We start from the raw sequence: 13,622 nt of genomic DNA on the forward strand, positions 1-13,622 counted from the left end.
CGGGCTATTTCTCCAGCTTCTGCCGGGAGGTCTCCGGAAGGGTCAGATAGACGAGGAACGAGACGAGGCACAGCGCGGCCACGTACCAGGGGAAGAGGTCGGCGTGGCCGGCCTGCTTGAACCAGGTGCCGACGTAGGGAGCCGTGCCGCCGAAGAGGGCGACGGTGAGTGAGTACGGGAAGCCGATCCCGGCGGCACGCACCCGCGCGGGGAACACCTCGGCGTTCACGGCAGCGGCGACCGAGGTGTAGCCGGTGAGCAGCACCATGCCCGCGCACTGCACCAGCAGCAGCGAGAAGAACGCGTCGCTGACCAGGTGCAGCAGCGGTACGGCCAGGACGGCGAAACCCAGCGAGAAGCCGAGCAGCAGTGGTTTGCGGCCGATGCGGTCCGAGAGCATTCCGCCGAGCGGCTGGAGCAGGGCGAAGAAGACGAGCGAGAGGGTGCCGACGATGAGCGAATCGCCCTTGTCGAAGCCCGCGTTGACCTGTGCGTAGGTGGGCAGGTAGGTCGTCCAGGTGTAGTAGGCGATGGTGCCGCCGGCGGTGATACCGCAGATGAGCAGGGACTGACGGGGGTGGCGGCGCAGCGCCTCGAAGAGGCCGGGGCGGTCGGCCGCCTGCTGCTCGGGGCTTGGGGTCTCCCCTGCTCGAACGGAGTGGAGAGCTTGGGGAAGTGTCTCCTGGGCGCCGCGCCGGATCCACAGCCCCAGCAGGCTCAGCAGGGCGCCGACGAGGAACGCCACCCGCCAGCCCCACTGCCCCATCTGCCGCTCGGTGAGCAGCGCCGCGAGCAGCGCGGCGGTTCCGGAGGCCAGCAGCTGGCCGAGGGTCGTGGACACGTACTGGAAGCTGGAGAACAGCCCGCGCCTGCCCGGTCCCGCCGATTCGACGAGGAAGGTCGTGGAGGCCGCGAACTCGCCGCCCACCGACAGACCCTGCACCAGACGGGCGACGACCAGGACGAGGGGGGCCAGCAGACCGGTGGCGGCGTAGGTCGGGGTGAGCGCGACCAGCAGACTGCCGCCGCCCATCAGCAGGATGGTCAGGGTCAGTGCGGTCCGTCGGCCCCGGCGGTCGGCGATCGCGCCCATCAGCAGCCCGCCGACCGGGCGCATGAAGAAGCCGACCGCGAAGACGGCGAAGGTGGAGAGCAGCGGCACCAGGGCGTTGCCGGCGCCCTCGGGGAAGACCTGCCCGGCGAAGTAGACCGCGAGGAAGGAGTACGCGTACCAGTCGTACCACTCAACGGCGTTGCCGATGGAGGCGGCGGCCAGCTGCCGCAGGCGTGACGGCGGGCGGGCACCGCTCGGCGCCTGGTCCTTGGCTATGTGCTCGGCACTCGACATGGTCCTCCGCTCCTGGTTCTTCTCCTGGGCCTGCGGCTGGGGCAGGATGAGCCGACAGGTGATCATGTACCGCGGAAGCGGATGGCCGCCAGAGGCTGTGGCTACCGAAAGGAGATGGCAATGTGCGTGTAGCACTGTTCGTCACCTGCATCAACGACATGCTCCATCCGCGGACGGGGCAGGCGGTGGTGACGCTGCTGGAGCGGCTGGGGGTGGAGGTCGGCTTCCCCGCCGAACAGAGCTGCTGCGGCCAGCCACAGTTCAACACCGGATACCGGCATGCGACCGAGCCGCTGGTGCGCCGTTTCGACCGGGCGTTCAAGGACTACGAGTATGTGGTCACCCCGTCCGGCTCGTGTGCCGCGATGGTGCGTGACAACTATCCGCGGATCGGCGCGAAGGCGGCCGCCGAGGGGCGCGGCCGGGGACTCGTCGACGCGGCGGCGGTCGCGGTGCCCAAGATGTACGAGTTGACCGAGTTCCTGGTGGACGTGCTGAAGGTGGAGGATGTCGGTGCCTCTTACCCGCATACCGTCACCTACCACCCCACCTGCCACGGGCTGCGGATGCTGGGGCTGGGCGACCGGCCGCGGCGGCTGCTGGAGCACGTCAAGGGGCTGGAGCTGCGGGAACTGCCGGGCGCCGAGGAGTGCTGCGGGTTCGGCGGCACCTTCGCGGTGAAGAACCCGGCGGTCTCGGCGGCGATGGGCGCCGACAAGGTCCGTCACATCGTCGGTACCGGGGCCGAGGCGGTCTGCACGGTCGACAACTCCTGTCTGCTGCACATCGGCGGCACCCTCACCCGCCAGGGCTCGGCGGTCCGCCCGGTCCATATCGCGGAGATCTTGGCCAGTACGGAAGGGAGCGTGCTGTGAGCGGCACCTACCTGGGCATGCCGGCGTTCCCCCGGGCCGCCGCCGCGTCCACCCGCGACACCCGGCTGCGCGCCAACCTCACCCATGCCACCCACACCATCCGCGACAAACGCGCCAAGGCCGTTGCGGAGCTGGACGACTGGGCGCAACTGCGGGCCGCGGGCGCCGCGGTGAAGGACCGTACCCTGCGCCATCTCGACCATTATCTGGAGCAGTTGGAGTCCGCGGTCGTCGCCGCGGGCGGGCAGGTCCACTGGGCGGTGGACGCCGACGAGGCCAACCGGATCGTCACCCGGCTGGTGCGGGAGACCGGCGAGACGGAGGTCGTCAAGGTCAAGTCGATGGCGACGCAGGAGATCGGGCTGAACGAGGCGCTGGCCGGGGCCGGTATCCATGCGTACGAGACGGATCTGGCCGAGCTGATCGTGCAGCTCGGCCACGATCTGCCGTCGCACATCCTGGTCCCGGCGATCCACCGCAACCGCTCGGAGATCCGCGACATCTTCGTGCGGGAGATGGGCTCTTGGGGCCGCCCGGCGCCGGAGGGGCTGACCGACTCCCCCGCCGAGCTGGCCGAGGCGGCGCGGCTGCATCTGCGGGAGAAGTTCCTGTCCGCGAAGGTCGGGATCTCGGGGGCCAACTTCATGGTCGCGGAGACCGGCACGCTGGTCGTCGTGGAGTCCGAGGGCAACGGCCGGATGTGTCTGACCCTCCCCGAGACACTGATCTCCGTCGTCGGCATCGAGAAGGTGGTGCCCAGCTGGCAGGACCTGGAGGTCTTCCTGCAGCTGCTGCCCCGCTCCTCCACCGCCGAGCGGATGAACCCGTACACCTCCACATGGACGGGCACCACGGACGGCGACGGGCCGCGGACCTTCCATCTGGTACTGCTCGACAACGGGCGGACCGACACCCTCGCCGATACCGTCGGGCGGCAGGCGCTGCGCTGCATCCGCTGCTCGGCCTGTCTGAACGTCTGCCCGGTGTACGAGCGGGCCGGCGGGCATGCGTACGGCTCGCCGTACCCCGGCCCCATCGGCGCCATCCTCACTCCGCAACTGCGGGGTATCGAAGGCTCGTTGGAGGCCTCGCTGCCGTATGCCTCGTCGCTGTGCGGGGCCTGTTACGAGGTGTGCCCGGTCGCCATCGACATCCCCGAGGTGCTGGTGCACCTACGGGAGCGGGTCGTGGAGGGCGGGCCGGTCACCCGGGGCGGGGCGCGCACCGTCCTCAAACCGGCCAGGGGGCATGCCGCGGAGCGGGCCGCGATGCGCGCGGCGGGCTGGGCGTTCGATCACCCGGGCGCGCTGCGTGCCGGGATGCGGCTGGGGGCCCGCACCCGTCGGCTGCATCCACGGCGGCTGCCGGGACCGGGCCGCGCCTGGTCGCAGACGCGCGATCTTCCCGTGGTGCCGGCCGAGTCCTTCCGCGACTGGTGGCAGCGCACCCGTGGCACATCGTCGGAGCAGCGAGGGGAGACCAGGTGACCAGCCGGGACGTGGTGTTGGCACGGGTGCGGCAGGCGTTGGCGGATGTGCCGCGCGGCACGGAGCCGGGCGGTCCGCCGGTGGCCCGGGACTACCACCGCGTGCACGGGGCCCGGACGCCCGAGCAGACCGTCGATCTGCTCGCGGAGAATCTCGCCGACTACCGGGCGATCGTGCATCGCACCGACGCGGAGGGCCTGCCGGGGCTGATCGGCCGGCTGCTGGCGGAGCGCGGGGCGCGGACGGTGCTGGTGCCGCCGGGCCTGGATGCCTCCTGGACGACCGGCACCGACGTCACCCGCGTCGAGGACCGCGCGTCGAGCACGCCCGGTGAACTCGACGCCGTGGACAGTGTGCTGACGGGTTGCGCGGTGGCCATCGCGGAGACCGGCACGCTGGTCCTGGATGCGGGACCCGACCAGGGCAGACGCCGGATCACGCTGGTGCCGGACCATCACCTCTGTGTCGTCCGCGCCCCTGACCAGGTGGTCGGCTCGGTGCCGGAGGCGCTGCCGCGGGTGGCGCCGGACCGCCCGCTGACCTGGATCTCCGGTCCGTCCGCGACCAGCGACATCGAACTCGACCGGGTGGAGGGGGTGCACGGGCCGCGGACGCTGGAGGTGATTCTGCTGGCGACGGCGCAGAAAGCGGACTGAGCGGAAGCGGCCGTGGCCGCGGAGGGCTGCGACAGGTGTGCGACCCCGTTGTCAGTGGGGATTCCTACACTGATCGGGATGTCCTTCGCACACGCGGTGCGGGGGTGCGCATCCGGGGGGAGGGAGCAGATGGTGCTGCGGCAGGGCTTACCACCACGGCGTTCCGGCGCGGCAGGCCGCTCACCCGCACCGGAGCCCGGAGCGCCGTCCCTTGCCGCTCCGCCGGACTCCGCACCCTCCCGGCTGCTGACCTGGCTGGGGCGGTTGGGCGTCCCGGCCGCCGCGTTCGCCGTGTTCCAGACACTGCTGGGGATCCTGCCGCAGAATCTCGCGGGCGAGGCGGCGCGTTACTGCGTGGCGGCAACGGCCGGTGCCGGGGTCGGCGCGGTGGTGTGGCTGGCGGCCGCCCTGCTGCGGACGCGGGCCGCGGCGGCGGCCGCCATCGCCGCACCCCCGCCCGGCCCCGCGCCGTCACCCGCCGGATCGCTTCCCGAGCTGATGGACGGCACGTACCAGGCGCTGCGGCGCGGCCTCTCGGTGATCGAGGTGTCCGGGCGCGGACCGCTCACCGGCTGGCCGCACTCTCTCGCCGAGAGCGATCCACCCGTGCATCCGACGGCGTTCGGTACGGCGTACGGGCTGCATCTGCTGCTCGACATCGCGCCGTACGACGGCCGCATACGGGCGGGGCAGGTGGCCGAGACGCTGTGGCGGCTGCGGCTTCCCGGCGGCGGATGGGCCGCCCGCTCCCAGGGCAGCGGGGCCCGGCCCGAGGTGTCCGCGGTGGTGCTGGGTGCGCTGGCCCGGGCCGGCGCCGATCCACGGCTGCTGGAGGCCGAAATACGCTCCTGCGAGGTGCTGTGGAACCCCGACCATGACGCCTCCGGGCTGGCGAACACCTATGTCGTGACGAATGTCCTGCGTGGGCTGCTGCGGGCGGCCCCCGGCTCCAGCGCGCTGGACGGACTGCGCGAGGTGCTGGTCAACGGCGCCACGGCCGACCCGGCGCGCGGCAACCACCGCTGCTGGGGCGCGGCGCTGGCCACCGGCCGCGGCAACCCGGCGCCGTCCGCTGCGCACACCGCGCGGGCCGTGGTGGCGCTGGACCGGGCCGCACGTGTGCTGGGCGAGGACGAGCGGCAGCGCACGGTGCGCGAGGAGGGGCTGCGCTGGCTGCTGGCCGGCCCGGCGGCGCCGTCGGGTGGCGTGGCCGATCTGCAGAACTGCCAGGAAGAGGTGCGGCGGCCGGACGAGGAGGATCCGCTGCATCAAGAGCTGCTGTCGGTGCGGCATTTCGCGGCCGCGTGGGTGGCCCGTGCGCTGATGACGGACGGAGCCCGCGAGGTCGCGGCCGGGGAAGTGGGGCTGCCGGCCTGGGAGGCACAGCTGACCATGGCCGTGGCGCGGGTGCAGGGTATGCAGCGGGGCGGGGTGTGGCGGTGGGACGACGGGCCCATGGGGCACCCGGTGTGGATGGCGTATCAGGGCCTTTCGGTACTGCGGCGACATGCGTTGATGGTCTACCGGCCATGAGGCGGGCGGGATTCCGCGGAGGCGGGGAGTAGGGGGCGGTGACGCCCATGGCCGGGTGAGGGGCCGCGGGGCGGTGCTGCTCATGGCCCGGGTGAGGGGCCAGGGGCGGGGCGGGCGGGTGCGGGTGGTGAGCGGCGGGACGGTCGGGGGCGGCGAAGGGGAGTCAGACTCATGCAGGTCGAGGAAGCCCGGCGACTGCTGGCGGAACGGCTGGGCGGCGGGCCGGCGCCGCCGTCGCCCGAGTCGGCGCGCGCGGTGACCGCCCAGCTGGCCCACCCGGACACCCTCGGTCCGCTGGTGCGCCGATTATCCGCCGGGGATCTCGATCTGGCGGAGTGCACCCGGCTCTCGTACCGCCATGTGCTGGGCTTCGACAAACTGTTACTGCTGGCCGGTGCGCCGCGGTTCATGCTGCGGGTCCATTTCTGGCACGGCGGGGCCGGACCGGTCCCCGAGGACATCCACAACCACCGGTGCGCGATCGCCTCGGCGGTGGTGCGCGGCCGCGTCCGTATGGAGTGCTACGAGCCGGCCGCTGACGGTGTGCCGGCGACCGCCTACCGGGAGACCATCGACGGCCCCGGCGGTGCCTGGCGGCTGCGGCGGGTCGGGGACGCACGGCTGCGGCTGGTGTGTACGGAGCAGTACGGCGCAGGGCGGAGCTACGGCCTGGCCGCCCGTACGCTGCACCGCGTGATGAGCGAGGAGCCGACGGTGACGCTGTTCCTGGAGACCGCCCCACAGCGGTCGGTGACCGATGTCTACGTCAGGAACAGCAACCGTGTCAGGGGCAGCGGTGCCGGGCGCAGCGGCTCGGCCGCAGACGGCGGCCCCGCCACGGACAGCGGTTCCGCCGCGGACAGCGGTTCCGCCACGGACAGCGGCGATGACCGGATCGGCGGCGCTCTCAGGACCGGCGGCGCCGAGCGTGTGGATCCGCCGCCCAAGACTCCGCTGCCACCGGCCGTCTACCTTGCCGAACTCGATTCCCTGGCAGGCTCTTTGGGCTATTGAAAGGGGGTTGCGGCGGGCGCCCGAAGCGGGCCGTCATGGCCCGGAGCCCGGCGGCGTCCAGCCCGCCGCCCAGTGCCTGGCGGATCACGTCGAGGTTGTAGGCGTCCACGCCGATCTGGGCCAGCTCGGCGGGCCGTGCCCACAAAAAGGCCTGATCCGGGCTGGGCAGTACGACGTCCAGCGTCAGCGGGCGGACGAGGAAGTTCTCCTGGTGGTTGTGGACCCGGCGGCCCTGATAGTCACTCAGGAAGCTGGCGGATCCGGTGTGCGCGACGATGGTGCCGAGGAGACCGGTCTCTTCCTTCAGCTCCCGTAGGGCGGCGCTCTCGGCCAACTCCCCACGATCGAGCTTCCCGCACGGCACACCCCACGCGCCGGGCAGAAAACGCTCGCGGTAGCTACGGCGCACGATCAGCACACTGGCGTCGTGCACCACCACCGCCGCGGCCAGATAAGTGTCGGCTGCAATCTGGTTCATCGGACATCTCGCAATCCGAAGAGACGGGCGCAGGCCCGTGGCGGAGGTCCACCGTACCGGCGATGACTCAGCTACGGGCCGGTTCCGGGGGCACCCGCCGGAGCACCGTGAGGCGACTACCCCCGCGGGGAGACCGGGCGCTCGAAGAAGGTCTCCAACGAGACGGTCGCCTGGGTTCCGCTGACCCCCTCGATCGCATACAGCCTGCGCAGGACGTCCTGAAGCCCCTCGGTGGTGGCGGTTCGCACCTTCACCAGGACGGAGGCACTGCCCGCGATCACATGGGCCTCCTGGATCTCGGGGATGGCCAGGAAGGCGGCAGCCGAATCGCCCATCCATGCGGAGGACTCGACCATGACGAACGCCAGTACTCCGCGGCCGAGGGCCACGGGGTCCACGTCCACGGTCGTACGGCGGATCACGCCGCGCTCCCGGAGCTTGCGGACCCGCTCATGGGCGGCACCGGCCGAGAGGCCGACCGCCTTGCCGAGCGCCGCATAGGCCTGCGTGGCGTCCTGCTGGAGCAGGGCGACGAGTTCGCGGTCGACGTCATCCATGCTTGCCACCATATCCCGTTCCGAGATATCACTACACTGCCGAATGTGGTTCAGGTCACCACCCGAGAGGCTTAACTATGTCTAATTCCTTGGCGACTTCGCCATACGAGATACTGGACGACCGCTTCCGGACCGGAAGGTGCGCGAACGGCGACGAACGCCTGGAGAAGCTGTACGAGAACTGCCGCTGGGCCGAGGGCCCGGTCTATCTGCCCGCCTGGCGCCAGTTGATCTGGAGCGACATCCCCAACGACCGGATGCTGCGCTGGGACGAACCGACCGGCACGGTCGGCGTCTTCCGTTCCCCGGCCGGACACAGCAACGGCAACACCCTCGACGGCCAGTCCCGGCTGATCAGCTGCGAGCAGGGCAACCGCCGCGTCACCCGCACCGAGCACAACGGGACCCTCACGGTGCTCGCCGACCGCTTCGAAGGCAAGCGGCTCAACAGCCCGAACGACGCGGTCGTGCACTCCGACGGCACCATCTGGTTCTCCGACCCGGACTTCGGAATCACCAGCGACTATGAGGGCCACCGCGCCGAGAGCGAGATCGGCGCGTGCCATGTCTACCGGATCGATCCCTCGACGGGCACCGTCACCCTTGCCGCGGACGGTTTCGGTGGACCGAACGGACTGGTCCTCTCCCCCGACGAAGAGCAGCTGTACGTATCGGACACCCGCGCCGGTCAGATCCGGGTCTTCGACGTACGAGCGGACGGGTCGCTGTCGGACGGCAGAATCTTCGCCGAAACCACGGACGGGCAGAGCCGGTTCGACAACATCCGCTTCGATGACGAGGGGCGGCTGTGGGCGGCCGCCATGTCCGGCGGGGTGCACTGCTATGACCCGGACGGCACCCTGATCGGGCGGCTCCGCGTCCCCGAGGCGGTCTCCAACATCGCCTTCGGCGGCCCGAAGAACAACCGCCTCTTCATCACCGCGACGACCACGCTGTACTCACTGGTGATGTCGGTGACGGGGGCGCCCCGGATCCGCTGTCCGCGCTGATCCCGTCAGGGTCGGCGCTGCCCCGGGCGAGGTCCGCACCTACCCTGCCGAGGCCCACCGGCCGGCCTCCGCGGGCGGACGGACCGCCGGCCCGGAGCATGTCCGGCGCGCCGTCGCCGAAGCCGGCCCGGTGCCTGGTGGTGACGACACCAGGCTCAGCTCACACCCCCCTGTCACCGCGCCGTGCTGTCAGGCTGGCTGTCATGAATCCATCCACGACCTTGATCACCGGCGCCACCCAGGGCCTGGGCCGCGGCCTCGCACTCGATCTCGCGGCCCGTGGCGGCACCGTCCTGCTGCACGGCCGCGACCGCACCCGGCTGGAGAGCGTGGCGGCCGAAGTACGGGCCGCCGCCCCCCGGTCCACCGTCCGTACCTACCTCGCCGACCTGGCCGACCTCGACCAGGTACACGCGATGGCCGCCCGGATCCGTGCGGCGGAACCCCGGCTCGACGGCTTGATCAACAACGCCGTCGCGGGCGGCGGCGCTGAGCCGCTCACCCGCGAACTGAGCCACCAGGGCTACGAGTTGCGCTTCGCCGTGAATCACCTCGCCCCGTACGCCCTCACCCGCGATCTGCTGCCGCTGCTGACCGCCTCGGCGCCGGCCCGCGTGGTCAATGTCGCCTCGATCGGCCAGGAGGCCCTCGACTTCGACGACATCATGCTGGAGCGGGACTACGAGGGGCTGCACGCCTACTGCAAGAGCAAGCTCGCGCTGATCATGGCGACCTTCCATCTGGCCGCCGAGCTGGAGGGCACCGGCGTCACGGTGAACACTCTCCATCCGGCCCACCTGATGGACACCAAGGGAGTACGCGAGTACGGCCTGACCCCGGCCACCGACATCGACGAGGGGGTTCGCCCGACCGTCCGGCTGCTCCTCGACCCCGACCTCGCCTCCACCACGGGCCGCTACTTCGACCAGTTCACCGACACCCGGGCACACGCCCAGGCATACGACGCCGAAGCCCGGGACCGCCTGATGAAGCTGACCAACGACCTCATCGACCGGGCCTGAGCTGCGGGACCAGGGGTGCAACGGGCGCCGGCGAGAGCCGGCGCGGAGACCTCGGCGACAGCGACGCGGGATGTCGTGATCCAGCGGACCAGCCGCTCCCCGGCTGCCGTGAAGGCCGGGCGGACGGCCCGCACGGTGTCACCACGCCCCGCCACCGCGGACCACGGAATCGCTCTTCGTGTGAGCGGCGGTGTGGAAGCGGTTCTTTGTGAAGTGGCGTGCGCAAGGGTTGTCTTGGGCGCAGAGGATGTTCGATCCTGCTGCTTCCTGTTGCCTTACGTTCGGAGCTGTGGAATGTGCGCACACCGTGTCAGCCGCCGATCGTTCCTCGCCGCCGGCACCGCCCTCGCGGGCTGGGCGGCCTTCTCCGCGCAGAAGCAGTCCTTCGCGGCCGAGGCCGCTGCCGCCGAGGGCGGTGAGTGGAATGCCCGACCGAGGGTTTTCCAGGTCAACCGCGAGGCGGCCCGCGCCCGGCTCATCCCGTTCCACACCACCGGAGCGGCGCTCGCCGGGGACGTCGAGCGGCCCCCCTACTACCGTTCGCTCAACGGCAGTTGGCGCTTCCACTGGTCGAAGAACCCGGACGAACGCCCCCAGGACTTCCACCGGCCCGGCTATGACGACAGCGGCTGGGACCGGATCACCGTGCCCGCCAACTGGGAGATCGAGGGCTACCCCGAGCCGATCTACCTCAACATCCGCTACCCGTGGATCGGCTATGAGACCCCCGAGCCTCCGCACGTCCCGGAGGGCTTCAACCCGGTCGGCTCCTACCGCCGCAGCTTCACCGTGCCGAAGGACTGGCGCGGCCGCCGCACCCTGATCTCGTTCCAGGGGGTGAAGTCCGCGTTCTTCGTCTGGGTCAACGGTGAGCGGGTCGGCTACAGCGAGGACAGCTACACCCCCGCCGAGTTCGACCTCACCGACCGGCTGAAGGACGGCGAGAACTCACTGGCGGTCGAGGTGTACCGCTGGTCCGACGGCAGCTGGCTGGAGGACCAGGACATGATCGACCTGTCCGGGATCTTCCGCGACGTCTACCTCTACTCCATACCCGGGACACACCTCCAGGATCTGCACGTCCGCACCGATCTGGACGCCACCCAGAGGGACGCCGAACTGACGGTGACCGCGACGGTCCGCGACCGCGGCGCGGGCCACCCGCCCGGTGCCGGCCGACCACGGGCCGCCGGTGAACACCGCCTGACCGCCACCCTCTACGACGCCGACGGCACACCCGTCCTGCCGAAGCCGCTCACCGCCACCCTGGCCTTCGACGACGGCAACGAGGTGACGGTCGCACCGAAGACCACCGTCAAGGCACCGGCCCTGTGGTCGGCGGAGGCCCCGCACCTCTACACGCTCGTCCTCACCCTCACCGACCCCGCCGGCCGTACCGTCGACATCCAGCGCACCCGCCTCGGCTTCCGCAGCATCGTCCACGGCCCCGGCACCTTCACCGTGAACGGCAAGCCGATCGTCTTCCGCGGCGTCAACCGCCATGAGTCCGACCCGGACCACGGCCAGGCCGTCACCAAGGAGCGGATGCTGCAGGACATCCGCATCATGAAGCAGCACAACATCAATGCGGTGCGCACCTCCCACTACCCCAACCATCCGCACTGGCTCGATCTGTGCGACGAATACGGCCTGTACGTCGTCGGCGAAGCCAATCTGGAATCGCACGGCGTCCGCGACCGGCTGCCCGCGAGCCTGCCGGAGTGGACCGACGCCTGTCTGGACCGGATGCGCTCACTGGTCGAACGCGACAAGAACCACCCCTGCGTGGTCGTGTGGTCGCTGGGCAACGAGGCGGGCCAGGGCAGCACCTTCCGGACGATGGCGGACTGGACGCACCGTCGCGACCCGTCCCGTCCGGTCCACTACGAGGGCATGAACGAGGTCGCCGATCTCCACAGCGAGATGTACAGCAAGCCCGACGAGGTGGAGAGGTATGGCAAGTCGGGGAATCCGACACCCTTCATGCTGTGCGAGTACGCCCACTCGATGGGCAACAGCACCGGCAACTTCCAGGAGTACTGGGACGTCTTCGACCGCTACCCCAACCTCCACGGCGGCTTCATCTGGGACTTCGTCGACCAGGCCATCCGCCGCCCCGTCCCGGGCGACGGGCAGCGCACCTACCTCTCCTACGGCGGGGACTGGAAGCCCGGCTACCCCACCGACGGCAACTTCTCCTGCAACGGCATCGTCTCCTCCGACCGGGAGCTGCACCCGGCGATCCACGAGGTCAAGAAGGTGTACCAGGTGGTGCGGATGGCGGCCGCCGATCTCACCGCCGGCTCGGTCAAGGTCACCAACCGGCAGCTCTTCCTGGACCTGGACGCCTATGAACTGCGCTGGGAGGTCACCCGGGACGGCAAGCGCATGCAGCACGGCACCCGGCCCGCTCCCGACGCCGCACCCGGCGCGGATGCCACGGTGACGCTTCCGCTGCAGCGCCCCCGGCAGCCCGAGCCCGGCGCCGCGTACTGGCTCAACCTGTCCTTCGTGCTGCGTCGCGACACCCGGTGGGCCCACGCCGGCCACAGCGTCGCCGCCGAGCAGTTCGCCCTCCCCTGGTCCGCCCCGGCCCCCGCCGATCCGGGGCCCGCCGCCCTCCCCCCACTGACGCTCTCCGAGACCGGCACATCCGTCACGGTCAGCGGCCGGGACACCGAACTCGTCCTGGACAAGGCCACCGGCACCCTCACCTCCTACCGGCACCGCGGCCGCACCCTGCTCACCGGCGGCCCGGTACCCAACTTCTGGCGTGGCCCGACCGACAACGACATCGGGCGCGGCGCCCAGAACTCCCTGCGGACCTGGCGCGACGCCGGCGCCCGGCGCACCGTCACCGCCGTCAGAGCGGCCCAGCCGTCCCCCTCCGAGGTGACCATCGACATCACCGCCACATTGCCCACCTCACCGCTCACTTCCCAGTGGGACACCGTCCTGACGGTGCGCGGCGACGGCGAACTACGCATCAAGCACACCCTGCGACCCGGTGGCCGGCTGCCCGACCTGCCGATGGTCGGCGCACTGCTCACCGTCCCCGCCGGGCTGGACACCTTCGACTGGTACGGCCGCGGCCCGCACGAGAACTACTGGGACCGGCGCACCGCCGCGTTCGTCGGCCGCTACCGCAGCACCGTCGACGCCCAGTACGGGCCGTACATACGCCCCCAGCAGACCGGCAATGTCACCGACGTGCGCACCGCCTCCCTCACCGACCGGGACGGCACGGGCCTGCGGATCTGCGCGGAACCGGGCGCGGACGCGCCGCTGCTGGAGCTGAGCGCGCTGCACCACACCCCGGCGGACCTGGACGGACCACGGCATCCGTACGAGCTGAAGCGGCGGGGCGAGACACAACTGGGCGTCAACCACCGGCAGATGGGCGTCGGCGGGAATGATTCCTGGGGAGCGCCGCCGCTGGAGAAGTATCTGCTGCACGCGGACCGGACGTACAGCTACGGGTACCGGCTGTCGCCCGTCCAGAGGAACGGGAGGGACGGGAGAGAAGGGTGACCCTGGTCTTGGTAGGCATCGGGTGCGTACCAAGACCAGAGGCCTGGGTAGCTCCCCGGTCCGCCCCCAAACTCTCTGTCATCGCCACCCGGCACACGACAGAGAGGCCCC

The 13,622-nt window shown here is 71.0% G+C and carries 11 protein-coding genes; 8 read left to right on the top strand and 3 right to left on the bottom strand.

The window, feature by feature from the left end; translation table 11 throughout:
- Window positions 1-4: 4 nt before the first annotated feature.
- On the bottom strand, window positions 5-1,348 hold the full coding sequence (locus ACWGI6_RS22400; protein WP_453269223.1) for an MFS transporter: 1,344 nt from the start codon (window positions 1,346-1,348) through the stop codon (window positions 5-7).
- 122 nt (window positions 1,349-1,470) lie between these two features.
- On the opposite strand from ACWGI6_RS22400, the gene ACWGI6_RS22405 reads away from it, so the two are divergent.
- From ACWGI6_RS22405 to ACWGI6_RS22425, 5 genes are all read left to right on the top strand, one after another.
- Window positions 1,471-2,223 (top strand): (Fe-S)-binding protein, encoded by a 753-nt coding sequence (locus tag ACWGI6_RS22405; protein ID WP_453269159.1) that lies wholly within the window; start codon window positions 1,471-1,473, stop codon window positions 2,221-2,223.
- Window positions 2,220-3,710: a lactate utilization protein B gene (locus ACWGI6_RS22410; RefSeq protein ID WP_453269160.1), complete on the top strand. Its 1,491-nt coding sequence runs from the start codon at window positions 2,220-2,222 to the stop codon at window positions 3,708-3,710. The genes ACWGI6_RS22405 and ACWGI6_RS22410 overlap by 4 nt, the downstream gene beginning before the upstream one ends.
- Window positions 3,707-4,366, top strand: coding sequence for a LutC/YkgG family protein (locus ACWGI6_RS22415; protein WP_453269161.1), 660 nt, complete (start codon window positions 3,707-3,709; stop codon window positions 4,364-4,366). Before ACWGI6_RS22410 ends, ACWGI6_RS22415 begins: the two co-directional genes overlap by 4 nt.
- Before the next feature lie 78 nt (window positions 4,367-4,444).
- Window positions 4,445-5,899 (top strand): hypothetical protein, encoded by a 1,455-nt coding sequence (locus tag ACWGI6_RS22420; RefSeq protein ID WP_453269162.1) that lies wholly within the window; start codon window positions 4,445-4,447, stop codon window positions 5,897-5,899.
- Between the two features lie 171 nt (window positions 5,900-6,070).
- Window positions 6,071-6,913: a hypothetical protein gene (locus tag ACWGI6_RS22425; protein ID WP_453269163.1), complete on the top strand. Its 843-nt coding sequence runs from the start codon at window positions 6,071-6,073 to the stop codon at window positions 6,911-6,913.
- Here the strand turns inward: ACWGI6_RS22425 and ACWGI6_RS22430 are convergent.
- Together ACWGI6_RS22430 and ACWGI6_RS22435 are read right to left on the bottom strand one after the other, a co-directional pair.
- Window positions 6,807-7,391 carry an NUDIX hydrolase gene (locus tag ACWGI6_RS22430; RefSeq protein ID WP_453269164.1) on the bottom strand — a complete coding sequence of 195 codons (585 nt, stop codon included), beginning with the start codon at window positions 7,389-7,391 and terminating at the stop codon, window positions 6,807-6,809. The genes ACWGI6_RS22425 and ACWGI6_RS22430 overlap by 107 nt on opposite strands.
- A 116-nt stretch (window positions 7,392-7,507) precedes the next feature.
- On the bottom strand, window positions 7,508-7,948 hold the full coding sequence (locus ACWGI6_RS22435) for an Lrp/AsnC family transcriptional regulator (protein ID WP_393905304.1): 441 nt from the start codon (window positions 7,946-7,948) through the stop codon (window positions 7,508-7,510).
- An 89-nt stretch (window positions 7,949-8,037) separates the two neighbouring features.
- Between ACWGI6_RS22435 and ACWGI6_RS22440 the strand changes: the two genes are divergently transcribed.
- From ACWGI6_RS22440 to ACWGI6_RS22450, 3 genes are all read left to right on the top strand, one after another.
- Entirely contained in the window at window positions 8,038-8,958 is a 921-nt protein-coding gene (locus ACWGI6_RS22440) for an SMP-30/gluconolactonase/LRE family protein (RefSeq protein WP_453269165.1), read from the top strand.
- 203 nt (window positions 8,959-9,161) lie between these two features.
- Complete coding sequence (locus ACWGI6_RS22445; RefSeq protein ID WP_453269166.1) at window positions 9,162-9,980, top strand: SDR family NAD(P)-dependent oxidoreductase; 819 nt, start codon at window positions 9,162-9,164, stop codon at window positions 9,978-9,980.
- A gap of 294 nt (window positions 9,981-10,274) precedes the next feature.
- Complete coding sequence (locus ACWGI6_RS22450) at window positions 10,275-13,511, top strand: glycoside hydrolase family 2 TIM barrel-domain containing protein (protein WP_453269167.1); 3,237 nt, start codon at window positions 10,275-10,277, stop codon at window positions 13,509-13,511.
- Window positions 13,512-13,622: the final 111 nt, after the last annotated feature.

The sequence above is a fragment of the Streptomyces sp. NPDC054786 genome (assembly GCF_053611685.1).